The 23,956-nt window shown below is 73.7% G+C and carries 24 protein-coding genes; 8 read left to right on the forward strand and 16 right to left on the reverse strand.

Going from position 1 to position 23,956, the window contains the following annotated elements; all coding sequences use genetic code 11:
• Positions 1-152 precede the first annotated feature (152 nt).
• Both LCD33_RS02825 and LCD33_RS02830 read right to left on the reverse strand, forming a co-directional pair.
• Positions 153-839, reverse strand: a complete 687-nt coding sequence (locus LCD33_RS02825; protein ID WP_224977481.1) for a demethylmenaquinone methyltransferase — start codon at positions 837-839, stop codon at positions 153-155.
• 26 nt (positions 840-865) lie between these two features.
• On the reverse strand, positions 866-1,981 hold the full coding sequence (locus LCD33_RS02830) for a glycosyltransferase family 1 protein (protein ID WP_308011214.1): 1,116 nt from the start codon (positions 1,979-1,981) through the stop codon (positions 866-868).
• A gap of 203 nt (positions 1,982-2,184) precedes the next feature.
• Between LCD33_RS02830 and LCD33_RS02835 the strand changes: the two genes are divergently transcribed.
• Positions 2,185-3,051, forward strand: a complete 867-nt coding sequence (locus tag LCD33_RS02835) for an inositol monophosphatase family protein (RefSeq protein WP_224956949.1) — start codon at positions 2,185-2,187, stop codon at positions 3,049-3,051.
• A 38-nt stretch (positions 3,052-3,089) separates the two neighbouring features.
• On the opposite strand, the gene LCD33_RS02840 is transcribed toward LCD33_RS02835, so the two are convergent.
• From LCD33_RS02840 to LCD33_RS02850, 3 genes are all read right to left on the reverse strand, one after another.
• Positions 3,090-3,794 carry a hypothetical protein gene (locus LCD33_RS02840; RefSeq protein WP_224967080.1) on the reverse strand — a complete coding sequence of 235 codons (705 nt, stop codon included), beginning with the start codon at positions 3,792-3,794 and terminating at the stop codon, positions 3,090-3,092.
• 69 nt (positions 3,795-3,863) lie between these two features.
• Positions 3,864-4,664, reverse strand: coding sequence for a 1,2-phenylacetyl-CoA epoxidase subunit PaaC (gene paaC / locus LCD33_RS02845; protein ID WP_224977482.1), 801 nt, complete (start codon positions 4,662-4,664; stop codon positions 3,864-3,866).
• Positions 4,665-4,976: 312 nt separating this feature from the next.
• Positions 4,977-5,465, reverse strand: a complete 489-nt coding sequence (locus LCD33_RS02850; protein WP_224956953.1) for a DUF3592 domain-containing protein — start codon at positions 5,463-5,465, stop codon at positions 4,977-4,979.
• A gap of 61 nt (positions 5,466-5,526) precedes the next feature.
• Here LCD33_RS02850 and LCD33_RS02855 point away from each other — a divergent pair, with 61 nt between their 5' ends.
• Complete coding sequence (locus LCD33_RS02855) at positions 5,527-6,816, forward strand: isochorismate synthase MenF (RefSeq protein WP_224977483.1); 1,290 nt, start codon at positions 5,527-5,529, stop codon at positions 6,814-6,816.
• A 38-nt stretch (positions 6,817-6,854) separates the two neighbouring features.
• Here the strand turns inward: LCD33_RS02855 and LCD33_RS02860 are convergent, their stop codons facing one another.
• Positions 6,855-8,357 (reverse strand): M1 family metallopeptidase, encoded by a 1,503-nt coding sequence (locus LCD33_RS02860; protein WP_224967077.1) that lies wholly within the window; start codon positions 8,355-8,357, stop codon positions 6,855-6,857.
• A gap of 467 nt (positions 8,358-8,824) precedes the next feature.
• The gene (gene menD / locus LCD33_RS02865) at positions 8,825-10,501 is read right to left on the reverse strand and encodes a 2-succinyl-5-enolpyruvyl-6-hydroxy-3-cyclohexene-1-carboxylic-acid synthase (protein WP_224967076.1); all 1,677 of its coding nucleotides are present in this window, start codon (positions 10,499-10,501) and stop codon (positions 8,825-8,827) included.
• A 171-nt stretch (positions 10,502-10,672) separates the two neighbouring features.
• Between menD and LCD33_RS02870 the strand changes: the two genes are divergently transcribed.
• The 3 genes from LCD33_RS02870 to LCD33_RS02880 all read left to right on the forward strand — a co-directional run bounded on the left by LCD33_RS02870 (position 10,673) and on the right by LCD33_RS02880 (position 13,898).
• A complete protein-coding gene (locus tag LCD33_RS02870; protein ID WP_224956957.1) occupies positions 10,673-11,596 on the forward strand; it encodes a 1,4-dihydroxy-2-naphthoyl-CoA synthase in 924 nt (307 codons plus the stop codon).
• Between the two features lie 207 nt (positions 11,597-11,803).
• On the forward strand, positions 11,804-12,997 hold the full coding sequence (gene menE / locus LCD33_RS02875; protein WP_224977484.1) for an o-succinylbenzoate--CoA ligase: 1,194 nt from the start codon (positions 11,804-11,806) through the stop codon (positions 12,995-12,997).
• Positions 12,998-13,025: 28 nt separating this feature from the next.
• Positions 13,026-13,898, forward strand: coding sequence for a 1,4-dihydroxy-2-naphthoate polyprenyltransferase (locus LCD33_RS02880; protein WP_224967074.1), 873 nt, complete (start codon positions 13,026-13,028; stop codon positions 13,896-13,898).
• A gap of 144 nt (positions 13,899-14,042) precedes the next feature.
• Here the strand turns inward: LCD33_RS02880 and LCD33_RS02885 are convergent, their stop codons facing one another.
• From LCD33_RS02885 to LCD33_RS02895, 3 genes are all read right to left on the reverse strand, one after another.
• Entirely contained in the window at positions 14,043-14,603 is a 561-nt protein-coding gene (locus LCD33_RS02885; RefSeq protein WP_224967073.1) for a DUF3558 family protein, read from the reverse strand.
• Positions 14,604-14,685: 82 nt separating this feature from the next.
• Positions 14,686-15,804, reverse strand: a complete 1,119-nt coding sequence (locus tag LCD33_RS02890) for a PLP-dependent cysteine synthase family protein (protein WP_224956968.1) — start codon at positions 15,802-15,804, stop codon at positions 14,686-14,688.
• Positions 15,791-16,099, reverse strand: coding sequence for a DUF4229 domain-containing protein (locus LCD33_RS02895; protein WP_224956969.1), 309 nt, complete (start codon positions 16,097-16,099; stop codon positions 15,791-15,793). The genes LCD33_RS02890 and LCD33_RS02895 overlap by 14 nt, the downstream gene beginning before the upstream one ends.
• 173 nt (positions 16,100-16,272) lie before the next feature.
• Between LCD33_RS02895 and LCD33_RS02900 the strand changes: the two genes are divergently transcribed.
• Both LCD33_RS02900 and LCD33_RS02905 read left to right on the forward strand, forming a co-directional pair.
• Positions 16,273-16,494 carry a BldC family transcriptional regulator gene (locus tag LCD33_RS02900; protein WP_184476042.1) on the forward strand — a complete coding sequence of 74 codons (222 nt, stop codon included), beginning with the start codon at positions 16,273-16,275 and terminating at the stop codon, positions 16,492-16,494.
• 214 nt (positions 16,495-16,708) lie between these two features.
• Entirely contained in the window at positions 16,709-16,909 is a 201-nt protein-coding gene (locus LCD33_RS02905) for a hypothetical protein (protein ID WP_224956970.1), read from the forward strand.
• 310 nt (positions 16,910-17,219) lie between these two features.
• On the opposite strand, the gene LCD33_RS02910 is transcribed toward LCD33_RS02905, so the two are convergent.
• The 6 genes from LCD33_RS02910 to LCD33_RS02935 form a co-directional block, all read right to left on the reverse strand.
• On the reverse strand, positions 17,220-18,734 hold the full coding sequence (locus LCD33_RS02910) for a MinD/ParA family protein (RefSeq protein WP_224956971.1): 1,515 nt from the start codon (positions 18,732-18,734) through the stop codon (positions 17,220-17,222).
• A 112-nt stretch (positions 18,735-18,846) separates the two neighbouring features.
• Entirely contained in the window at positions 18,847-19,854 is a 1,008-nt protein-coding gene (gene ccsB / locus LCD33_RS02915; RefSeq protein WP_224956973.1) for a c-type cytochrome biogenesis protein CcsB, read from the reverse strand.
• Positions 19,854-21,467, reverse strand: coding sequence for a cytochrome c biogenesis protein ResB (locus LCD33_RS02920; RefSeq protein WP_224956975.1), 1,614 nt, complete (start codon positions 21,465-21,467; stop codon positions 19,854-19,856). Before LCD33_RS02920 ends, ccsB begins: the two co-directional genes overlap by 1 nt.
• Complete coding sequence (locus LCD33_RS02925) at positions 21,467-22,249, reverse strand: cytochrome c biogenesis CcdA family protein (RefSeq protein WP_224956977.1); 783 nt, start codon at positions 22,247-22,249, stop codon at positions 21,467-21,469. The genes LCD33_RS02920 and LCD33_RS02925 overlap by 1 nt, the downstream gene beginning before the upstream one ends.
• Positions 22,250-22,525: 276 nt before the next feature.
• On the reverse strand, positions 22,526-22,642 hold the full coding sequence (locus LCD33_RS02930) for a DUF397 domain-containing protein (RefSeq protein ID WP_373689990.1): 117 nt from the start codon (positions 22,640-22,642) through the stop codon (positions 22,526-22,528).
• 31 nt (positions 22,643-22,673) lie between these two features.
• Positions 22,674-23,534 carry a helix-turn-helix transcriptional regulator gene (locus tag LCD33_RS02935; RefSeq protein ID WP_224956982.1) on the reverse strand — a complete coding sequence of 287 codons (861 nt, stop codon included), beginning with the start codon at positions 23,532-23,534 and terminating at the stop codon, positions 22,674-22,676.
• 124 nt (positions 23,535-23,658) lie between these two features.
• On the opposite strand from LCD33_RS02935, the gene LCD33_RS02940 reads away from it, so the two are divergent.
• Complete coding sequence (locus LCD33_RS02940; RefSeq protein WP_224956984.1) at positions 23,659-23,880, forward strand: hypothetical protein; 222 nt, start codon at positions 23,659-23,661, stop codon at positions 23,878-23,880.
• The last annotated feature ends 76 nt before the right edge of the window (positions 23,881-23,956 follow it).

Below are 23,956 nucleotides of genomic sequence, written 5' to 3' on the forward strand. Positions count from 1 at the left end.
ACCAGAGCAACCGGGCCACCCGCGGGTTCTCAGCTGCTTCCTCGCGAGGACAACGATTTCTCCTGTGGCGGAGCCACCGGTGAAATCGATCCCGCAGCGAGGGGCCAGCTGAGGTTCCGCCACCCGAGCGCAGCTCGAAGGGAGCGCCGGACTCAGGCCTTGAAAGCGCGGTGCACGGCGACGGCGCCGCCCATCAGGTCGCGCCACGCCACCTTCGACCAGCCGGCCTCGCCGATCTTCGCGGCCAGCGCCCGCTGGTCCGGCCAGGAGCGGATCGACTCCGCCAGGTACACGTACGCGTCCGGGTTCGAGGACACCGCGCGGGCGATCGGCGGCAGCGCGCGCATCACGTAGTTCATGTAGACGGTGCGGAACGGCTCCCAGGTGGGGGTGGAGAACTCGCACACCACGAGCCGCCCGCCGGGGCGCACCACCCGCGCCATCTCGCGCAGGCCCGCCACCGTGTCCACCACGTTGCGCAGCCCGAACGAGATCGTCGCCGCGTCGAAGGAGGCGTCCGCGAACGGCAGCCGCAGCGCGTCGGCCGCCACCATCGGGAGCCCGCGGTCCCGGCCCACCGACAGCATGCCCAGCGAGAAGTCCGCGGCCACGCACCACGCGCCGGACTTCGCCAGCTCCGCGGTGGACACGCCGCTGCCCGCGGCCAGGTCCAGGATGCGCTCGTGCGGCCGCGGGTCCAGCGCCTGCCGGGTGATCTGCCGCCAGCGCCGGTCCTGCCCGAACGACATCACGGTGTTCGTCAGGTCGTAGCGCTTCGCGACGCCGTCGAACATCGCGGCGACCGCGTGCGGATCCTTGTCCAAACCGGCGCGAGACACGTCGGCAGCTTACGTGCAGCGGGCGCTCAGGCGGCCAGCCGGTCGTCCTGCGGGCGGCCGATGACCTCCGCGTAGTGGCCGATCAACTGCTCGCACAGGGCGGGCCAGGTGCGCTGGGCCACCGAGTCGCGGGCGGCCGCGCCGAACCTCGCCCGCAGCGCCGGGTCCCGCAGCTCCGCCACCGCCGCGCGCAGCCGCCGGGCGTGCGCGTCCGCGTCGTGCGGCGGCAGCAGGTGGCCGGTGCGGCCCGGCAGCACCAGGTCCCGCGGGCCGCCCGCGTCCGGGGCGAGCGCGGGGACCCCGCTGGCCATCGCCTCCTGCACGGACTGGCAGAACGTCTCGTACGGGCCGGTGTGCACGAACACGTCCAGGCTCGCGTAGATCCGGGCGAGCTCCTCGCCGGTGCGCAGGCCGAGGAACGCGGCGCCCGGCAGCTGCGCGGCCAGCTGCTCCCGCTGCGGGCCGTCGCCGACCACCACCACCCGCACCCCGGGCACGCCGTCCAGCGCCGCGAGGCGCTCCACGTGCTTCTCCGGGGCGAGCCTGCCGACGTACCCGATCAGCAGCTCCCCGCCCGGGGCGAGCTCGGCGCGCAGCCGCTCGTCCCGCTTCCCCGGGTGGAACCGGGCCGTGTCCACCCCGCGGCCCCAGCGGTGCACCCGCGGGATGCCGTGCTCGCGCAGCGCTTCCGCCGCCCAGGTGGACGGGGCCAGCGTGCGGTCGGCGGCGCTGTGCAGCCGCCGCGTCCAGCGCCACGCGGCGCGCGCGGTCAACCCCAGCCCGTACGACTCCGCGAACCCGGCCACGTCCGTCTGGTACACCGCGACCGTCGGCACGCCCAGCTTCCGCGCCGCCGCCAGCCCCCGCGCCCCCACCACGAACGGCGAGGCCAGGTGCACCACGTCCGGCCCGAAGTCCGCCAAGCCCTGCAGCAACCGGCGGGTGGGGAACCCGATCGGCAGCGAGGACACCACCGGGATGTCCACGGCGGGCAGCCGCACCACCGGCGTGCCCTCGTGCTCGTCGGGACCCGCGCCCGGGGCGATCACGAGTGCCTGGTCACCGCGGCGGCGCAGGTGCTCCAGCACCCGCAGCACCGAGTTCGTGACCCCGTTGACCTGCGGCAGGAAACTCTCCGACACGATGGCGATCCGCACGAGCGACACCGTCCCGCCCCGCTCCGGCGCCCAGACGACCCCCACGTGACGCATCCCGGAACAGCCGCCGAAGAGCACCCCAACTGCCCCGTGCGGCGCCGCCCGACCCCGCCCGGACGACCGCCGCTCGTCTGGTGTCCACCTGGGCGCAGCCCCGCATACACCGCGGGTGTCGACCCTGGAGCGGCATGACGGTCCTTCCCTCGGAGCCCTCGCACCACATCGAACCCGGCTTGGTCTCCCGCGCGCTGGAAGTGGCCGGGCGGCTCGCGAACGACGCCGCCGACGTCATCACCGCCACCGCGGGACGCGGGGCCCGCCCGGCGGCCACCGAATCGCCCTTCGACTGGGTGACCGACACCGGGCGCACCCTGGAACGGCACACCCGGCGGGTGCTCGGCGACGAGTTCCCGGGAGTGCCGGTGTTCGGCGAGGAGTTCGACTCCGCGCCCGGCTGGTCCACCTCCGTCGCCGACCAGCTCACCGCCCGCTCCGGTTCGTCCCGGTTCCGCTGGTCGGTGGACCCGGTGGACGGCACCGCGAACTACGTGGCCGGGCTGCCGTGGTGCGCCTACAGCCTCGCGATGCTCGACGAACGCGGGCCGCTGGTCGGCGTCGTCGCCGACCCGTACCGGTCCCAGATCTACGCGGCGGCCCGGGACCGCGGGATGCGCGCCAACGGGGTGCCGGTGCGGCTCGCCGACCAGGCCGAGACCCGCGCCGGAATCGTCTGCACCGAGCTGACCCGCAGCGGCCCGTGGCCCGGCATGGACCGGTTCATCAGCAACGCGGCCCGGGCGCAGGTGGGCGTGCGGCTGCTGGGATCACCGGCGCTGGCGATCGCGCAGGTCGCGCTGGGGCACGCCATCGCGGCCGTGCTGGACTCGTACGAGGAGTGGGACGTCGCGGGTGCGCTGGCCCTGGCCGTCGAATCGGGGGCCGCGGTGCTGGACCGCGGTGGGCGCCCGGCGACGCTGCCCGTCGGCGGGCTGCTCGTGGCCGGACCCGCCGTCGCCGGGGACGTCCTCGACTGGTGGCGCCGAGCGACGCCGTGACCGGCCGGGCGCGGTCACCCGCGGCGCGGGTCGCGCTGTCAGGGAGCGGCGAGCGCGGGCAGCGGGGCGTCCTCGCGGGCGAACACCTCGGACATCGGGTGCAGCAGCGGGAACCGGTCGCGCAGGACCGCCACCTCGTGGTGCACCCGCGGCAGATCCGGCGCCGCGACCAGGTCGACCACCACGTGCAGCACGTCCTCGGTGATCGATGCGAAGCGCGCGGCGGCCTCGGCGACCTGGTCCCGCACCCGCCGCAGCACCTCCTGGTCCCGCCGGTCCGCCGACCTCGGATCCAGGTCCGAGCCGCGGCCCACCTCGACGAGCGCCTGCACGCTCGGCAGCTCCGCGTCCATCCGGCGGACCACCACCAGCAGCGCCTCCCGCGCCCGCGCCGAGGACACCGACTCCACCGCGCGCCGGGCGCGCGCCACCGCCTGCTCGCAGCGGTGCAGGTCGCGCACCCAGCCGTCCACGTGGCCCGGTTCGCCGAACCCCCGCGGCGGCGCCGTCCGCTCCTGCGGAGCCGCCGGTGCGGGCTCCGGCACCTCGGGGCGAGCACGTCGCGTCCACGGCCCGGCCCACGCCAGCAGGGTGACCGCGGCGCCCAGGGATCCCGCGACCGTTCCCGCCAGCACTGCCCACCAGAAACCGTTCATCTCCAGCCGCGCCTTCCGCTCGGTTCCCGTCGGACCAGCGCTCGCCCCCAAGGCGATCCGGCGGACCCACCGGGTTCGTCCCGGCATCACACCCACCTTGCCCGCCGGGTCGGCGCGGGGCCTCGGGGAAAGTACTCAACCGCGGAAACGGAACGATCACGGCTCGACCGGGTCGGCGCGCACCAGGTACTGCATGTCGGCGACGACGAACGGCATCGACTCGGTGTGCGCGCCCCACCGCCCACCGGTGCCCTCCGGCGGTGCTTCGCCGAGGGGCGGCAGCTCCAGCCGGGCGACCGACGCCGCCTCGTCCAACGCCGCGGCGACCTCACCCCGCACCGCGTCCGGACGCACCGCGCACCCGGCCTCGGCGAGCCTGCGCTCCACCGGGTGCACCGCGAACAGCTCCCCCGACAGCGGCCACACCCGATGCAACGCCTCCTGCATCCGCAGCCGCGACTCGGGAGCGCGGTCCCCGAGCCGGATCATCCACTGCTCGGCGTGCTCGCGGTGCCGCAGCAGCACCCGCCAGGTGCGCGCCGCGATCGCCGAGAGCACCGGATCGCGGGTCGCGGCGAGCCGGGCGAACACCGCGTGCCGCCAGGCCGCGAACAGCAGCAACCGGGCCGTGCTGGTCGCGAAGTCACCACCGGGCCCCGGCCCGCAATCGATCTCGGCGAGCCGCACGTTGCGGAAGTCCCCGCTGTCGCGGTGGTAGGCCAGCAGGTCCGCGTCCCGGCCCGCGCCCTCCAGCTCCGCGGCCCGCTCCAGCAGCGCCCGCGCCTGGCCGAGCAGGTCCGCCGTGATCGCGGCCAGCGCGGCGCCCTCCTCCAGGTCCGGCCCGCGCACCCCCCAGCCGGACAGGCGGTGCGCCAGCAGCAGCGCGTCGTCGCCCAGCATCAAGCAGTACCCGGCGAGATCGGCCGGATCCGCCCCGGCCGGGACGGTCCGGGTCACCGCCGCGGTGACGGGAGCCGCGAGGACCCAGTCCGGCCGGTACGACTCCGGCGCCGACCGGCCCGGCCCTCCCGGCTCGACCGCCGCAGCGGGCCACCACTCGGGACCACCTGCGGAAGGACGCGGCGGTCGCCCGCCGGTTCCGAAGTTCACCGTGCCCATACGCGCTCACCCACCTCGCGGGGGCCGCACCGGAGTGCGGGCTGGACCGCTGGTCGCGAGACCACTCGTGGGACCACCCGCCGCGGCGGGATCACCCGGGCCCACTGTGGCCGCGGTGCCGGGCGGAGCGGAAGGGGCGGAATTCCCGGTTCAGGCCGCGGCCGGGCGCTCCCGGCGCAGCAACCAGTGCGCGGCGCCGAGGACCAGCCACGTCCCGGCGAGGGACGCCGCGACCGGCAGCAGCGACAGCACCATGCCGCGCCCGGCCACCCGGACCAGGTCGGGGTTGCGGGTGTCGTACTCGACGCGGACGAACTGGCCCTGCTGCAGGCCGCCGGGGTACAGCACGCCGTCCTGCGGGATGTGCACCCGGCCTTCGGGCGTGGTGAAGCGGATGACGGTGCGGGTCAGCGACGTGCTGACCACTTCGGCCACCCCGTCGCCGCGGGACTCGGTGATGGTCCGGTCGTCGATCGCGCAAGCGCCGATCACGGACAGGCCCAGCACGGTCAGCAGCACGCCGAGTACCAGGACGCCGCGGGCGGCGGTGCGGCGGATGCGCCGCGCTGGCCACCGGGTGCCCGGACCGCTCTCCGCGGTCTGCTCGGACTCGCCCGGGAACTCCTGTTCGCTCGCCACGATCGCCGATTGTAGGAGCCGCGCGGTGACCACCACGGGCCGCCGCACCTAGGCTCGTCGCGTGGCGCCCTCCCCGACTCCGCTGACCGTCCGCACCTCGGTGCTCCCCGACGACGACCCCCGGCGCACCGCGCCGCTGCTGGAGCTGCTGCCGGACGAGGCCCCGCTGAGCTGGGTGCGCGACGGGGCGGGTCTGGTCGGCTGGGGCTGCGCGGCGCGGTTGACGACGTCCGGGCCGGAGCGGTTCGCCGCCGCCGACGAGTGGTGGCACGCGCTGTGCGCGGCCGCGGACGTGCGGGACGAGGTGCGGCTGCCGGGCAGCGGCCCGGTCGCGTTCACCAGCTTCGCGTTCGCGGACCGGCCGGGGGACTCGGTCGTGGTGGTGCCGGAGGTCGTGGTGGGCTGCCGGGACGGCGTCCGCTGGATCACCACCGTCGGCGATCCGGCCCGGCGACCGGTCCGGCCGGTTCGCGAGCCCGGCGCGGTGCGGTACGAGCCGGGCGCGGTGTCGGCGGCGGACTACCGGCGGTCGGTGGCGGAGGCGGTGCGGATCCTGGAACCGGCCGGGGCCGGCGATCCGGACGGGGTGCGCAAGGTGGTGCTGGCGCACGACCTGCTCGCCACCGCGGCGGAGCCGCTGGACGCCCGCTACCTGCTGCGCAACCTCGCCGCGCGCTACCCGGGGTGCTGGACCTTCGCGGTGGACGGGCTGGTCGGGGCGACGCCGGAGCTGCTGCTGGAGCGCACCGGGCGGCACGTCCGGTCCCGGGTGCTGGCCGGGACGAGCTGGCCGCGGCCCGGGGTCGGCGCCGACGAGCTGGCGTCCGGCCTGCTGGCCTCGGTGAAGGACCTCTCCGAGCACGCGTTCGCCGCCGAGTCGCTGGCCGCGGAACTGCGCCCGTTCTGCGCGGCCCTGTCGGTCCCGGAGCACCCCGAGGTGCTCCGGCTGCGCAACGTGTTGCACCTGGCCTCGCACATCACGGGTGAATTGCACGAGCACGCCGCGGACAACGGGGTCGCGGCGCTGCTGCGGCTGGCCGCCGCGGTGCACCCGAGCGCGGCCGTCGGGGGCACGCCGACTCCCGCCGCGGTGCGGCTGATCGAGCGCCTGGAGGCCATGGACCGCGGCCGCTACAGCGGCCCGGTCGGCTGGGTCGACGGCGCCGGCAACGGGGAGCTCGGCATCGCGCTGCGCTGCGCGCAGCTGGAGACCGCGGACGGCGCGACCGGGGGCCGCCGGGCCCGGCTGTTCGCCGGGTGCGGCATCGTCGCCGGGTCCGATCCGGACGCGGAGGTGCTGGAGGCGGCGGCGAAGCTCCGGCCGATCCGCGACGCGCTCGCCGACGACTGACGGCCGACCCGTCCCGGCCGGCCTGCGCCGTCACACGATCAGTGGTGGTCGTGCACGAGCGCGTGGGTCGCGTCGATCTCGGCGACCGACTTCGGTGGCACCACCGCTGCCCTGGTCGCCGAGGCCGGGATCCCGTTCTCCGGGGTGGCCGCGGGCTTGCCGGGGGTGAACAGCCAGTTCTGGAAGAACTCGTCGAGCTGCCGGCCGGAGCGCTGCTCGGCCAGCTCGATGAACTCCTCCACGGTGCCGGTGGAGTACCGCTTGTCCTGCACCCAGGTGCGCACCACGTCGAGCAGCGCGTCCGGGCCGATGACGTTGCTCAGCGCGTGCACGGTGAGCGCCCCGCGGTCGTAGACGGCGTCGCTGAAGATGTTCTCCGGCCCGGGTTCACCGGGGGCGATCTGCCAGAACGGGTCGTCGGCGGGCAGCGAGGAGTAGTAGTGGTCGAACAGCTCCTGCGCGGTGCCGGTGCCCTGCTGCTCCGACCACAGCCACTCGGCGTAGCTGGCGAAGCCCTCGTTCAGCCAGATGTCGCGCCAGGTGTCGACGGACACGGAGTCGCCGAACCACTGGTGGGCGTTCTCGTGCACGACGACGGACGTGTTCGCGCCCTTCGCGAAGAACTTGGGGCTGTAGGTCGGCCGGGTCTGGTTCTCCAGCGCGAAGCTGAGGCCTTCTGCCGGGACCACGCCGCCCTGGGCCTCGAACGGGTACTCGCCGAGCAGCCCGGAGAGGAATTCCAGCACTTCCGGGGTGCGTTCGACGCTGGCCTTGGCCGCGCCTTCGACGTCGCCGAGCCCGTCGGCGTAGGCGGTGACGAAGGGCTGGCCGAAAGCGCCGGGCTTGGTGTTGATCTCGTACTGCCCGATGCCGAGGAAAGCCAGGTACGTCGCGGTCGGCTTGGTGGTCCGCCACTTCCAGGTGGTCCGGCCGGCCAGCGTGGAGGTGTCGGTGTTCACGCCGTTCGACAGCACCTCGGTGCCTTCCGGCACGTCCACGGCGATGTCGAAGGTGGCCTTGTCCCGCGGGTGGTCGTTGCCGGGGAACCACCACGCGGAGATCTCCGGTTCGCCGACTGCGAGGGCGCCGTCGGCGGTGCGGATCCACGGGTTGAGGCCGTCGACCTCGACGGCGGACGGCACGCCCTCGTACTCGACGACGAACGTGGACTGGCGCCCGGCGGGCAGCTCCTCGGGCGGGGTGACGGTGAGCTCGGTGCCCCGCTGCTCGAAGGTCGACGGGGCGCCGTTGACCCGGATCGACTTCACCGGCAGTGCGAAGTCCAGGTTGAACGCGGTGAGGTCCTGGGTCGGGTTCGCCACGATCGTCGTGGTCCCGGCGAGGTGGTCGTCCTTCGGTTCGTAGCGCAGCCGCACGTCGTAGTGCGCCACGTCGTAGCCGCCGTTGCCGTACTCGGGGAAGTACGGGTCGCCCGCGCCGGGCGCGCCGGGACTGCCGGCTCCGGCGAAGGCGGGGGTCGCCACGAAGGCCGCCGCGCAGCACGCGGCCACCGCCGCCCGCAGACCGGTTCGCTTGAACACAGAGCACCTCCGGCAAGATCAGCTGTTTTCCAGCAGCGTACGAACGTGATCAGGGCGGCGCGAGCACCCGAACGCGGGGCTTTTCACCAGTTCTGGGTGAACGGCGCGCAGCCGGCGCCGGCTTTCGTCCCAGCCGCCCGCCCGACGGGTGGTGGCCGGACCCCGCCCGCGCGGCTCCCGCCCAGCTCATCGGGGGTGCGAGTGTTCGGCGAGCAGCCGAGCCCGGGCCCGAGACCCGGCAGGTTCCGCGCGGTCGACCGGTGGCCGGAAGCACTCCCGCGCCCTCTCACCAGGTGGGAGGAACCGGTCCAGAAGTGCCCGTGCGAGGCCGGGGGCGGTGTCGCGCCCACAGCGGGCACGGGACCGCAGCGGGTACCGGGCCGGGAGGCACCGGATCGCGGGTGTACCGATCGCGACCGGGCACCGGTTCCGGAGCGGATACCGGACCGCGAACGGCCCCGAACGGGTCAGCCGAGCAGCGCCGAGTGCACCGCGGCCTGCAACCGCGCGTGCAGGCTCCTGGTCTGCGAGCGGTCGGCCTGGATCTCCACCACCCGCAGCCCCGGTGGCCCGTGCAGCGCCGCCGGGAACTCCGAGCGCTGCCGCACCCGCACGTGCTCCACGCCGTGCGCCGCGCACAGCTGCGCGAGGTCGGTGCCGTGCGGGGTGCCGAAGACCCGCTCGAACGAGTCGCGGTGCTCCGGGCCACCCTGCTCCAGCAGCGAGAAGATGCCGCCGCCGTCGTCGTTGAGCACCACGATGGTGAGGTCCGGGCGCTGCTCCTGCGGCCCCAGCAGCAGGCCGTTGCCGTCGTGCAGGAACGTGAGGTCGCCCAGCAGCGCGTAGGTCGGTCCGTCGTGCGCCAGCGCCGCGCCGATCGCGGTGGACACCGTGCCGTCGATCCCCGCCACCCCGCGGTTGCGGTGCACCGCCACGTCCGGCCGGTGTCGTGCGGCCAGCGCCACGTCCCGGCTCGGGTTCGACGAACCGAGCACCAGCAACGACCGCTCCGGCAGTTCGTCGACCAGGTCGCGGGCGAGCACCGGCCCGTTCGGCCAGCGCTCCAGGTCCAGCGCCGCGTGCAGCGCGGCGGCGACCTTGTGGTCGGCCTGCTGCCAGGCGGTGAGCCAGTGCGGGTCGGCCTCGCGGACGGGCCCGGCGCCGAAGGTGTGCGCGATCTCGCGCACCGCGTGCCCCGGCGACGGCCAGTCCACGTCCCCGCCGTGCGCCAGCAGCACCTCCACCCCGGCGTCGGTCAGCAGCGACTGCACCTGGCGGAACACGGTCGGCCTGCCGACGCAGAGCACCTGCTCGGGGCGGTGCTCGCGCACGAACTCGGGCTGGTTCAGCAACCACATCCCGGTGCTGATGGCCGCACCACCGGCGAGCCCGACCCCGCCGGTCTCGGAGACGACGGGCCAGCCGTACCGCTCGCCCCACTCCCCCGCGGCGTCGGCGCTGCCGTCCGCGGCGAGCACCAGTCCCCGCCGGGCGGCCGGCGCGTGCAGGCTGCTCGGGTGGGCGCCGTCGCCGCAGATCTCGATCCACGGCGCCCCGTCGTCACGCCCGGACAGCGGCTCGCACCACGTGGTGTCCCCGGTGGGCACCAGCGGTTCGCGGAACGGCAGGTTCAGGTGCACCGGTCCGGAGCGGGCCGACCCGAGCGAGGCGTGCCAGGCGCGGCAGACCTGGCTGCGCCAGTACGCCTGCTGCCCGGGCCGGTTCTCGGCCACGCCGAGCTCGTCGAACATCCGCACCTGCGGTCCGAACATCCGGTGCTGGTCGATGGTCTGGTTGGCCCCGGCCGCGCGCAGCTCCGGCGGGCGGTCCGCGGTGAGCACGATCAGCGGGATGCCCGCCTGCGCCGCCTCGCTGACCGCCGGGTGCAGGTTCGCCGCAGCGGTGCCCGAGGTCCCGGCCACCACCACCGGCCGACCGCTGCGCGCCGCGATCCCCAGGGCCAGGAATCCGGCGCTGCGCTCGTCGATGCGGACGTGCAACCGGATCCGGCGCTCCTGCGCGGCGCGGTGCAGCGCGAACGAGAGCGGCGCGTTGCGCGACCCCGGGGAGAGCACCACGTGCCGGACCTGGTTGCGGATCAGCTCGTCGACGATGACCTCGGCCTGTGCCGTGGACGGATTCAACCCATCACCCCGGACTCCCTCGCACGCTGCCTGCCGACCGCTTCCAGTGTCGCCGCAACCGCCGAGCCCCTTCGACCCGGTGGCCCCCCGGACGAGCGAAGTGCAGCCGCTCACACCGGTCGGCGCCCTCCTGGTGTTCATCACGCCGAGGCGGCACCTATTGTCCCAGGCGTGCTGAACTCGCCTGTCTCCGAGCTGTTCGACCCGGCCGCGTGGGAACCCGTCAGCGGGTTCGACTTCACCGACATCACGTACCACCGGTGCGTGGAGGACGGTCCCGGGCGCGGCACCGTGCGCGTCGCCTTCGACCGCCCCGAGGTGCGCAACGCCTTCCGCCCGCACACCGTCGACGAGCTGTACCGCGCGCTCGACCACGCCCGGATGAGCAGCGATGTCGGCTGCGTCCTGCTGACCGGGAACGGGCCCTCGCCGAAGGACGGCGGCTGGGCGTTCTGCTCCGGCGGGGACCAGCGGATCCGCGGCCGTTCCGGCTACCAGTACGCCGCCGGTGAGACCGCCGAGACCGTGGACCCCGCGCGGGCCGGTCGGCTGCACATCCTCGAGGTGCAGCGGCTGATCCGGTTCATGCCGAAGCTGGTGGTCGCGGTCGTGCCGGGCTGGGCCGCCGGGGGCGGGCACAGCCTGCACGTGGTGTGCGACCTCACCCTCGCCAGCGCCGAGCACGCCCGCTTCAAGCAGACCGACGCCGACGTCGGCAGCTTCGACGGCGGCTTCGGCAGCGCCTACCTCGCCCGGCAGGTCGGGCAGAAGTTCGCCCGCGAGATCTTCGCCCTCGGCCGCGCCTACGACGCCGAGCAGGCGCACCGGATGGGGATGGTCAACGAGGTCGTGCCGCACGCGGAACTGGAGGCGACCGCCCTGCAGTGGGCACGGGAGATCAACGGCAAGTCGCCCACCGCGCAGCGCATGCTGAAGTACGCGTTCAACGCGATCGACGACGGCCTGGTCGGACAGCAGTTGTTCGCCGGTGAGACCACCCGGCTGGCCTACATGACCGACGAGGCCGTCGAGGGCAGGGACTCGTTCCTGGAGCGCCGGGACCCGGACTGGACGCCGTTCCCCTGGTACTACTGACCGGCCCCGGGCCGCCGTGGTCCGCCCGCCGATCGGGAAACCGCAGGAGTTCATCGTCCGCACCGCCTTCGCTCGCAGGTCGCTACTCCCCCAACATCGACCCCGGCAGTCGAACAGTTGAGCGATCTCATCCGAACTGGTGAGCGATCGCACTCCGCCGCCCACCGCCGCCCCGGCCCGGGCGGCGGTGGGCGCAAGATGGCGGGCATGCCGACCGCCCGCGAACTCCGGCCGCTGCCCGTTCCGCCCGGCGAGCGGGCGCCGACGGTGCTGCCCGCGCTGCGCCGCGCCCTCGACGGCGACGGCCCCGCGCTGCTCCCGGTGGACGCGGCGGGCCCGGACGACGACGTGCTCCGGGCGCTCGGGGCGGGCACCCCGCTGGAACCCGGCGAGGACGACCCCGCCGACCCGACCGCGCTGGTCATCGCCACCTCCGGTTCCACCGGCACCCCGAAGGGCGTGCTGCTGCCCGCGGCCGCGCTGCGCGCCTCCGCGACGGCCACGCACCGGCACCTGGGCGGGCCGGGGCGGTGGCTGCTGGCGATGCCCGCGCACCACGTCGCCGGGATCCAGGTGCTGGTCCGCTCGCTGGTCGCCGGTACCGACCCGGTGGCGGTGGACACCGCGGGCGGGTTCCGCCCGGACCGGTTCGCGGCGGCGGCCGAGCGCTGCCTCGCGGACCCCGGCAGGCACTACACCGCGCTGGTGCCCACCCAGCTGCGCCGGCTGCTGGACGACGGCGGTGCCGGGCTGGCGGCGCTGCGCGCGTTCGACGCGGTGCTGCTCGGCGGCGCCGCGACCCCGCCCGCGCTGCGCGAGCGGGCCGCCGCGGCCGGGGTGCGCGTGGTCACCACCTACGGGATGAGCGAGACCGCGGGCGGCTGCGTGTACGACGGGACGCCGCTGGACGGCGTGCGGGTGCACGTCGAGGCCGCCGCGGACGGCTCCGGTCCGGTCGCGCTGTCCGGGCCCACGCTGGCCCGCGGCTACCGGCGTGGCTCGGGCGCGAGCCCGTTCCGGGACGGCTGGTTCCGCACCGGCGACCTCGGCCGGGTGGCGGAGGGGCGGCTGGAGGTGCGCGGCCGCGCCGACGACGTGATCATCACCGGCGGGGTGAACGTGGCCCCGGTGCTGGTCGAGCGGATCCTCGCCGAGCACCCCGGGGTCCGGGAGGTCTGCGTGCTCGGCGTCGACGACCCCGAGTGGGGCCAGGCCGTGGTCGCCGCCGTCGTCCCCGCCGACCCGGCCGCACCACCACCGGTCGCCGAGCTGCGCGCGGCGGTGCGGGACCGGGCCGGCGCGGCCGGCGCCCCCAAGCGGGTCGAATTCCTCGCCGAGCTGCCGCTGCGCGGCCCCGGCAAACCGGACCGGCGGGCGTTGCGCGCGACTCTCGGCCGGTGACGACGAGTGATGCGCGAAGATGATTCACATGGCGACGGTGAAGCAGTGGATTGAGGGCGCGCGCCTGCGCACGTGGCCCAACGCGATCGCACCGGTCCTGGTCGGCACCGGGGCGGCGACCGGGGTCGACTTGTGGAGCGTGCCGATCGCGGCACTGGCGCTCGCGGTGTCGCTGCTGCTGATCACCGGGGTGAACTTCGCGAACGACTACTCCGACGGCATCCGCGGCACCGACGACGACCGGGTCGGCCCGTTCCGGCTGGTCGGGTCGGGTGCGGCGAACCCGGCGGCGGTGCGCAACGCGGCGTTCGGCTGCTTCGGGCTGGCCGCGCTCGCCGGGATCGGCGTCGTGGTGCTCAGCGGCCAGTGGTGGATGCTGGCCGTCGGCGCGCTGTGCATCGCCGGCGCCTGGTTCTACACCGGCGGCAAGCGGCCGTACGGGTACGCGGGGCTGGGCGAGATCGCCGTGTTCGTGTTCTTCGGCCTGGTCGCGGTGCTCGGCACCATGTACGCGCAGGCGGGCACGATCAGCGGCTTCGGCATCGGCGGGGCGGTCGGCATCGGCGCGTTCTCCAGCGCGGTGCTGGTGGCGAACAACCTGCGCGACATCCCGACCGACCGGGTCACCGGCAAGCGGACGCTGGCGGTGCTGCTGGGCGACCGGGACACCCGGACGCTGTACGTGTCGCTGGTGCTGATCCCGTTCCTGATCACCGTGCTGATCGGGCTGCGCAACACCTGGGCGCTGCTCGGGTTCCTGGCGCTGCCGCTGCTGATCGGTTCGGTGCTCGCGGTGACGCGCGGCGGCACCGGCCGCAAGCTGATCCCCGCGCTGCGGGACACCGGACTCGCGATGCTCGTCTGGGGCGCCACCACCGCGCTGGCGCTGGCCTTCGGCTGAGGTCCTGTCGGACTCCCGTTGCTCAGCACTGGGGTGGCGGAACCTCAGCGGGCGTGCCGGTGTCTCGGGTGGTCGTCGGCTCAGCGCTTCGCGCTGACAGGAGAACGACAAGACCCGCCGGGCAAGTTGAAGGACGAGAACCGGTCAGCGGACTCCGGCGAGGACGTACTGGGCCACGCCCTGCGCGGTCTCGCACTCGTCGCCGTCGGCTTCGGCGGCGCGGGCGGTGACCTGCAGCGTCGCCCCGGACGCTGCGGCGAACACGGTGCAGTCGTTGGCGCGCAGCGTCTCGGTCCCGGGCCGCTCGCCGAGCCGCACCTCGTCCTGGCCGAGCTCGGCGTAGCCCTCGGGCTGGGTGCCGACGAGGATCGACCGCACCCCGTTCTCGGCGGCGAACTGGCAGCCGCGCACCGGCGGTTCCAAGCCGATCTCGCGCGGCACCCCGTGGCGGACCGGGTAGGCGAGCTGCCCGAGCTCGTCCACGGTGACCAGCCCGCACAGCTGCTCGGCGGAAGCGTCGGCGAGCCCGATCCGGCGCTGCGGCGGCACCTCGCGGGTGATCGACGGGGTGACGGATTCCGGTTCGGACTCGTCGCTGCCGCTGGTCTCCGGGGCGCTGCTCGGCATCGGCAGCGAACCGCCGGTGGTGCACGCGGCGAGCACCACCACGAGCGCCGCGGGCACCAGCGCGACGGCTGTGCTCATCGACCTGCGCATGCCCCTCCTCGGAACCTCGTGGCTTGATCGCAGACTACGTGCCCGCGCCGAGCGGACCGCGCACGGCCGCTCAGGCGGGCCAGGCCCCGGTCCGGTGGAACTCGTCGAGCGCGTCGAGCGGGCCCGCGAGGTCGAAGCCGTGGCCCGCGACCCACTCGTCGTCGTAGTAGGTGTGGGCGTAGCGCTCCCCGCCGTCGCAGAGCAGCGTGACGATGCTCCCGGTCCGCCCGGCCCGCACCATCTCGGCGACGAGCCCGAACACGCCCCACAGGTTGGTGCCGGTGGACCCGCCGACGCGGCGCCCGAGCACGCCTTCGGCCCACCGGATGGTGGCGATGGACGCCGCGTCCGGGACCTTGATCATGCGGTCGATGGCCTCGCCGACGAAGGACGGTTCGACCCGCGGCCGCCCGATGCCTTCGATGAGCGAGCCGCGGTCCCCGGTGCGGTCCCGATCCCCGTGGCACCAGGCGTCGTAGAACACCGAGTGCTCCGGGTCGACGACGGCGAGCCGGGTGTCGTGCCTGCGGTAGCGGATGTAGCGGCCGAGGGTGGCGCTGGTGCCGCCGGTGCCCGCCCCGGTGACGATCCACTCCGGGATGGGGTGCCGTTCCAGCGCCAGCTGCTCGTAGATCGACTCGGCGATGTTGTTGTTGCCCCGCCAGTCGGTGGCGCGTTCGGCGTGGGTGAACTGGTCCATGAAGTGCCCGCCGAGCTCGGCGGCGAGCCTGCGGGACTCGTCGTAGATCGCGCCCGGCTGGTCCACGTAGTGGCAGGTGCCGCCGTGGCGTTCGATCAGCGCGACCTTCTCCGGGCTGGTGGAGCGGGGCATCACGGCGATGAACGGGAGCCCCAGCAGCTGCGCGAAGTGCGCTTCGGAAACGGCGGTGGAACCGGACGACGCCTCGATCACCGGCGTGTTCTCCGTCACCCACCCGTTGCAGATGGCGTGCAGGAACAGGGATCGGGCCAGCCGGTGCTTGAGCGAACCGGTCGGATGGGTTGACTCGTCCTTGAGGTAGAGGTCGATCCCCCATTCCGCCGGGAGCGGGAAGCGCAGCAGGTGGGTGTCCGCGCTGCGGTTCGCGTCGGCCTCGATGATCCGGACGGCTTCGCTGGTCCAGGCCCTGGTGCGCGCGCAGGAGCGGTCCCGCACCGCCCCGGCGGCCCGGGCGTCAGTGCTCGTCATCGGCGTGCTCGCGATCCCCGCGGAGCTGGGCGCGCAGCTGCTCGCGGCGCCGGGCGCGGTGCACCATGCCGGTGGCGACGCGGCGGCGCAACCCGCCGAAGACCAGCATGGACAGCGGCATCACCACCACGACGGACACGGCGGCGGCCACCAGCAGCGGGACGCCGCAGAGCGCGATCACGGCGGTGACCACGAGCAGCATGGCCAGCCTGACCACGGTGTACAGCGCGATGTCCCGCGCCAGGTTGGTCGGCGGGGACGACTCCGCGACCACTTCCGTCTGCTGTTCCTGCACGTCAACCAGGGTAGAACACGGGGGTCGCGGCGATTCCGCCCCGTCTCGCCCGAAGCGCCGCTTTCGTCCCTTACCTTCCCTTTACCTGGAGTCGAATGTTCGAGTACCTGACCATCCGAGTGCCAGGATGCGACCGGAATGCCCGAAAACCGTCCGCATTGTGGAGGTCCCCTGTGACCGCGACGACTCCCCAGTCTCGCCAGAACGGTCAGGAACAGCTGCTCACCCCCGGTGAGGTCGCCTCGTTGTTCCGGGTCGACCCGAAGACGGTGACCAGATGGGCGACGGCAGGCCGGATCGGTTCGATCCGCACTCCCGGCGGGCACCGCCGGTTCCGCGAATCGGAAGTGCGGACGCTGTTGGCGGAACTCACCAACGACGTCCGCTCCGCCTGAGTCGTCCCGACGATCGGCTCGCGCTCGGCCCGCCTCCGCGTGCGCTCGCACGCCCGAGGTGGGCCGGGCACGGCCCGTCGCCGGACCGCCCCGGCACCTCCGCCCGGCACCCGATCGCCGGAGCTTCCCGACACTTCGCGATGTTCCCCGATCGGCGCACCCCACCTCCCGCCGCTCTCCGGCTAACCTCGTGGGGAGGAGTGGAGGTGCCCTGATGATCTACGTCCTGGCAGCGATCGGTGCGCTCACCGTGAGCGTGCTGATGTGGCGCGCGTTCGGCCCGGTGCGGGATGCCGCGAGCGACGGCCCGGCCTCGGCACCGCGCAAGGCGCCGCTGGCCCCGGACGACGATCCGGAGTTCCTGCGCCGCCTCGCCGAGCAGCAGCGCGACCGGAAGAACGACGAGCAGGGCTGAGACCCGCCCCCCGAACGCCCGAACGGCCCGCCCACCGGAGAACCGGCACGGCGGGCCGTTCGCCATGCAACGACGCAAAGCCCGGACCAGGCCCAGAACCCGACGAGTGGTGCCCGTTCCCTGTCAGCGGCGAAGCCGCTGAGCAGCGACCACCCAAGCAAAAGGACCACCCGCGGGTTCTCAGCGCCCTCCTCGCGAGGACAGCGTTTTCTCCTGTGGCGGAGCCACCGGTGAAAACGATCCCGCAGCGAGGAGGGCGCTGAGGTTCCGCCACCCGACCCCTGCGCCGAACGAGTGGGAAGAGGGCTGGTCAGGCCTGGCGCTGCCTGCCGAAGGCCTGCGGGAAGTCGTCGGCGACGATCGCCGCCAGCTCCAGCAGCGCCAGCCGGGTCGGGGCGGCGAGCTGGTCGAGCTCGACCTCGGCGCCCTCTTCGAGGTGCGGGTCGAACGGGATCCGGGACACCGCGCGGCAGCGCGAACCGAAGTGCGCGCTGAGCTTGTCCACGTCGACCTTGCCGGAACCCGGCCGCACCGAGTTGATCACGGCGACGGAGCGGGACACCAGCTGCCCGTACCCGTGCGCGTCCAGCCAGTCCAACGTGGCCGAAGCGCTGCGCGCCCCGTCGATGGAGCTGGACGAGACGATCACCAGCGAGTCGGCGACGTCCAGCACGCCCTTCATCGCCGAGTGCATCAGCCCGGTCCCGCAGTCGGTGAGCACGATGTTGTAGAAGTGCTCCAGCAGCGTCACGGTGCGCTGGTAGTCGTCCTCGCTGAACGCCTCGGAGACCGCCGGATCCTGCTCGCTGGCGAGGATCTCCAACCGGCTCGGGCCCTGCGAGGTGTAGGAGCGCACATCGCTGTACTTGCGGATGCGCTGCGCGTCGCGCAGCAGGTGCCGCACGGTGGCGGTGGTCTCCAGCGGGATCTTCTGGCTGAGCGTGCCGCGATCCGGGTTGGCGTCGACCGCGATCACCCGGTCCCCGCGCAGCGAGGAGAACGTGGAGCCGAGGGTCGCGGTGGTCGTGGTCTTGCCGACGCCGCCCTTCAGGCTCAGCATCGCGATCTTGTAGCAGCCCTGCAGCGGCTGGTTGATCCGGCCGATCAGCTCGCGGCGGCGCAGGTCCGCGGCGCTCTCCCCGAGGTTGATGGAGCGGCCGCTGGCCACGTAGAGCGCCTTGCGCCACCCGGACTGCGGGGCGCGCTTGGTCTGCCGCAGCAGCTGCGAGGAGGCGAGGTCCTTGCCGAACGGCACGCCGGGTTGCTGCTGCTTCGCGCCGGGCTGCTGCTGGGGCTGCTGCGGCTGCCCGCCCTGCGGGGGCTGCTGCGGGTAGCCCTGCTGCTGCGGGAACGGCCCGGCGACGGGCGCGTACGGGTTCGGCTGCTGGCCCACCGGGTACGGACCGGACTGGCCGCCGGAGACCTGGTAGGGCCCGGACCCGCCCGGCACCTGGTACGGACCGGACGGCCCGCCCTGCACCGAGTACGGGCCCGAGTGGCCGCCGGGAACCTGCTGCGGCCCGGACGGCACCTGGTACGGGCCGGACTGGCTCGCCTGCTGCTGCGGCCCGGAGGGCGTGGCCTCGGTGTACTGCGCCCCGCCGAACGACTGCCCACTGGGGACGTTCGGCTGGTAGGGCCGTTCCCCGCCGCCCTGCACCGGGGTGTTCGGCCTGGTGCCCGGTTCCGCGTACGGCTGCGCGCCGTCACCGTAGTCCGGGGTCGCGTGATCCGTCGTGCCGCTGGCCTGCTGCGCCGAGTCCGCACCGGGCGAGGCCGAGCCCGCATCGCGTTGCGTTTCGGGCTCTTCGTACCGTCCGGTCACCGTTCCCGTACCTCCCACACATCGGTTCGACCTTTACCGGGATGAGCGAGGGCCACCCGGTTCCGCTGCGGAACGGGTGGCCCGGGGTCGCACTCCGGATCGGATCATGAACTCACAGCCCAGCGTACGAGTGCAGTCCGGAGACGACGATGTTGATGAAGAAGAGATTGAAGATCATGACCGCCAGACCGGCGATGTTGATCCACGCCGCCTTGACCCCACGCCACCCCGCAGTCGCACGCGCATGCAGGTACGCAGCGTAGACGACCCACGCGATGAACGAACAGGTCTCCTTCGGGTCCCAGCCCCAGAACCTGCCCCACGCGGCCTCGGCCCAGATCGCGCCGGCGACGATCGCGAACGTCCACACCGGGAAGATGATCACCGTGGCGCGGTAGGCCATCCGGTCCAGCGCCTGGCTGGCGGGCAGCCGCGCCCCGAACCGGGCCAGCTTCAACGGGTTGTTCTCGTGCCGCGACCGCAGCATGAACAGCACGCTGGCGACCCCGGCGAACAGCAGCGCACCGCTGGAGACGATCGCGGCGCTCACGTGGATCACGATCCAGTAGGACTGCAGCGCGGGCTGCAGCGGCGCGGCCTTCGCGTAGAGCACGGTGCCGGACAGGAACAGCAGCACCACCACGGGCAGCAGCAGGAACCCGCCGAGTCCGCGCAGCTGCGCCGGCGAGGCCTCGCGGCGTTCGGCGCGCAGCTGCCGGAACAGCACGATCGTCCACGCGACCACCGCGGCCAGGCAGATCGCCGAGCCGAACTCGTACATGTTGCCCCACGGCGCGCGGCCGGTGGCGACGCCGCGGAACACCAGCGAGGCCGCGTGCACCAGGATGCCGAGCACCGTCATCGACACGGCCATGCCGCCGAACCGCTCCGGGAGCGGGCGCTTGGCGGGGGTGTCGATGCGGCCGATGCGCTCACCGGTCGCGGTGTCGGCGCCGTCGCCGCCCGCGGTGACCAGCTGCGCTTCCCGCGCGCGAGGCTGCTGCTTCCGGCCGCCGTAGGCGAACTCCGCGAAGTACAGCAGCATGGCGGCGATGTAGACGACGACCGAGGTCGCGAACGCCATGTCGCTGTAGTTGGACAACGTCTGGTCGACCGTCATCAGCTCTTCCTTCCACCTGCGGAGGCAGCCCTCGGCGGCTCCGCGTCGGCGCCGTCCGTCCCGAGCAGGTCCTTGGCCAGCCGGGTGAACTCCTCGCCGTAACCCGCTTGGTCGGTCCGGGCCAGCCCGCCGACCTCGACAACGGTACGCGCGGGATCGTCCGCGCCGGTCCCGGGGGCGGGAGCCACCCGCACCCAGATCCGGCGGCGCTTGATGCTCAGCGAGGCGCTGATCCCGAAGATCACCGCGATGGCGAAGCCGAGCACGTACGGCTGGAACGGGTCGTGCGAGATCTGCAGGTTCGCCCAGCGCTCCACGCCGTCGAAGTGGACGGTGGTGCCGTCGTCGAGCCGGATCTGCTCGCCGACGCGCAGGTTCTGCCGCGCGACCTTCTTCAACCGCCCGGAGTCCACCATCTTCTGGTCCACGCCGAAGATCGACTGACCGCGCCCGGAGTCGAGCCCGAGATCACCGCGCAGCACGTCCACCGCGACCGCCGGGTCGAGCAGGTCCGGGAACTGCGAGCCGAGCACCTTGCCGTCGTAGGCCGCGGTCGGCGCGAACAGGCCGGTCACCGCGAGCTGCGTCTGCCGCCGCTGCACCTCGTCGGTGACGCCCGGCTGGTCGAACTTGGTGGCGCCCTGGGACAACATCGTCGTGACGTCCATCGGCTGCCACTGGGTCAGCTGGGTGCGCCGCTGCCCGTCCGGGAAGGTCACGGTGAAGCGGGGCGCGTACCCGTTGCCGGTCAGGTAGATCCGGTCGCCCGCGATCCGCAGCGGGTGGTTCACCTGCAGCGCGTACGGCCGCCACTGGTCCGCGTCGAGGTCCGCGCCCGCCTGGTACTGCATCCCGACCCGGTAGCTCGCGACCTGCCCGGTGTGCTGGTAGGTCGCGTCGAAGTCGTCGACCCGCAGGCAGAACGGGCTCAGCTGGGTGCCGTCCACGCTGAGGCCCGCGCGGAACGAGTCGTAGTTGTAGGTGCCGGAGTTGCAGAACTCGGAGCCGTCGGCGGGCACGATCACCTGGCCCTCGTAGCCGAGGATCTTGCCGCCCGCGACCGTCACCAGCAGGCCCACCAGCGCGAAGTGGAACACCAGGTTCCCGGCCTCCCGCAGGTAGCCGCGTTCGGCGCTGATCGAGCGGGTGCCGTCCTCCTCGGTGCGCTCCTCCTTGCGCCAGCCGCGCAGCCTGCGCCGGGCGGCGTCCAGCGCCTCCTCCGGTGAACCGTCCACAGTGGCCGAAGCGTGGTGCGGCATCCGGGACAGGTTCCGCGGGGTGCGCACCGGCCTGCCGCGCAGCTGCTTGTAGTACTCGTAGCAGCGCGGCAGCAGGCAGCCGATCAGCGAGATGAACAGCAGCACGTAGATCGAGGCGAACCAGACCGAGCTGAACACCTCGAACGCGCCGGCCTTGTCCAGCAGCGGCGCCAGGTCCGGGTACTCGGTGAAGTACTTGTCCACCTCGGCCGGGTTCAGCGAGCGCTGCGGGATCAGCGCGCCCGGCAGCGCCGCCATCGCCAGCAGGAACAGCAGCACCAGCGCGGTGCGCATCGACGTCAGGCCGCGCCAGGTGTTGCGCAGGAACGCCGGCAGGGTGCGGATCCAGGACATCAGATCGGCGTCTCGAATCCGGCGACGGGTTCGCGCAGCACTGAGATCAGTTCTCCCCACAGCCCGGTGACGAGCAGCACGCCCACCACGACCAGCAGCGCGCCACCCGCGATCTGGATGGCGCGGCCCCGGCGCCGCAACCAGTCGGTGCTGCGCACCGCCCACCGCGCACCCAGCGCCAGCAGCACGAACGGCAGTCCGAGCCCGAGGCAGTAGGCCACGACGAGCAGCACCCCGCGCACCGCGGTGCCCGCGCCCACGTCGGTCCCGACGGCCAGCGACATCACCCCGGTCAGCGTCGGGCCCAGGCACGGCGTCCAGCCGAGCCCGAACACCGCGCCGAGCAGCGGCGCACCCCACAAGCCCGCCCGGGGCACCCGGTGCAGCCGCACGTCCCGCTGCAGCGCGGGGATCATGCCGAGGAACACCAGCCCCATCGCGACCGTCACGACGCCGCCGATGCGCTGCAGCAGCAGCTCGTTCTCGACCAGCGCGTCCGACAGCCCGAGCAGCAGCAGCGTTCCGGCGCCGAAGACGACGGTGAACCCGGCGACGAACAGCAGCGCGGCACCGGCCACCCGCCAGCGGCCGCGGCGCGCCTGCCGCGCCTCCGCGGAATCCACCGGCGGAGCCTCCGCGCCGACCACGCCCGCCAGGTAGGCGAGGTAGCCGGGCACCAGCGGCACCACGCACGGCGACGCGAAGCTGACCGCCCCGGCGAGCACCGCGATCGCGGCCGCGAGCAGCAGCGGTCCGGAGGCGGCGAGCTCGGTCGGGTTCACGGTTCCGAGGGTAGGGATGGCGCTAGCGTGGCTACGCACCACCCCGCATGACGCCGACCACATCGGCGCACTTCCGACGCCCGCGAACTCGCCCGTCGCGGACACCCCGGCCCCGCTCGCGGCACCGGCGACCGGCCGCGGCGGGCCGCCCGCCGGCGAAGGACCCGTCCGCGCGAACGGGATCGGACGGACCGCCGCCACCCCGATGCGGCACGCAGGTCGGCGCAGGCCCGGACCGGCGCGACCACCGGGTTCCCGCCGGACGCGCGCCGACGATCAGCGCAGCGAGCGGAGGAAGGCCCGCCACCGGTGTGGCGAGAAGGACAGCACGCCGTGCCGCGGTGCCTTCGAATCCCGCACCGCCACCACTCCGGGCGCCGTCCCCACCTCCACGCAGTTGCTCTCCTCGCCGCTGTGACTGGACTTACGCCAACGCACCGTCGCGCTCACATTCCCGTTCCATCGCGCCTGCCACGTCCGCGATCAGGGCCGCGGACTCCGCTTCGTCGAGTGCCAGGACCGGCAGCCGGGCGGCGGCGTCGAGGAACGGGGCGGTGTCGGCGGGTGCTTCCAGGAAGGCCCCGCGCCGCCGCTGCTCCAGGTGCACCACCGGACGCTGCCGGGCGAACTCCAGGATCAGCTGGCTGCCGTTGAGCTCCGCGTACGCGCCCGCCGCGAACGGGATCACCCGGACCGAGACGTTCGGCCGACGCCCGATGCGCACCAGGTGGCGCAGCTGGTCGGACATCACCCGGTGTCCGCCGACGGGCCGGTGCACCACCGACTCGTCCAGGTAGGCGTGCAGCCGCGCCGGTTCCTCCCGGGTGAGCACGCCCTGCCTGCCGAGCCGCAGCGCGACCCGGGACTCCAGGTCGGCGTCCCGCACGCCGCCCGCGCTGAGCACCGCCCGCGTGTAGTCCGGGGTCTGCAGCAGTCCGGGCACCAGCGCCAGCGCCACATCGGTGATCTTGGTGGCGAGCCGCTCGAAGTCGATCAGGGCGGTCAGCGCGCTGGGCATGCCGGCGTACCCGGCCTCCCACCAGCGCGCCTCGGTGGCCGCGTTGACGAGCTCGAACAGCCGCGTGCGCTCGGAACCGGCCACGTCGAGGGTGTCGAGCAGCGCGGCGAGTTCGCCTTCGCTCGGCACCCGTTCCCCCGATTCGATTCGGCCCAAGGTCGCTCGCGACCACCCGCATCGGTGCGCGAGATGTTCCAATCGCAATCCGGCCGCTTTGCGGAGTTCGCGGATCTCAGCGCCCAGGCCCCGCGCTCGAACACTGGTCATAGCAGGAACCTATTTCCTCCGCCGAAGCCGTGCCATCGCTCGATTCGGTGAAGCGCATTGCCATTCGAGTGTCGAGGCGGGTCTCATTCTCGGCAGACGACACCGGAGGAATGGAGTCCACGCGATGCCCGCGCAGCACGGCCTCACCTACGTGTGGCGGCCCGTTCCGGCGGGGCGCCACGCCTTCGCCGCCAGCGCGCTCGACGCCGACCCGCGATGCCCCGTGACCTCGTACTGCGGGGTGGAGGCCGCCGCGACCGAGCTGCACGACCGCACCGAGCACGAGTGGGTGCGGCAGGGCACGTGCATGGACTGCTGGCGGGTGCTGGCCCGGCGCAGGCGCTGAGGGGCTCGACCGGACGGCGGCGGGCGCGCTGCCACCACCGGACGCGGACGAGCACCGTTCGGCCCAGCGGCTGCTC

This window comes from Saccharopolyspora sp. 7B (genome assembly GCF_020177435.1).
Taxonomy (GTDB): domain Bacteria; phylum Actinomycetota; class Actinomycetes; order Mycobacteriales; family Pseudonocardiaceae; genus Saccharopolyspora_C; species Saccharopolyspora_C gregorii.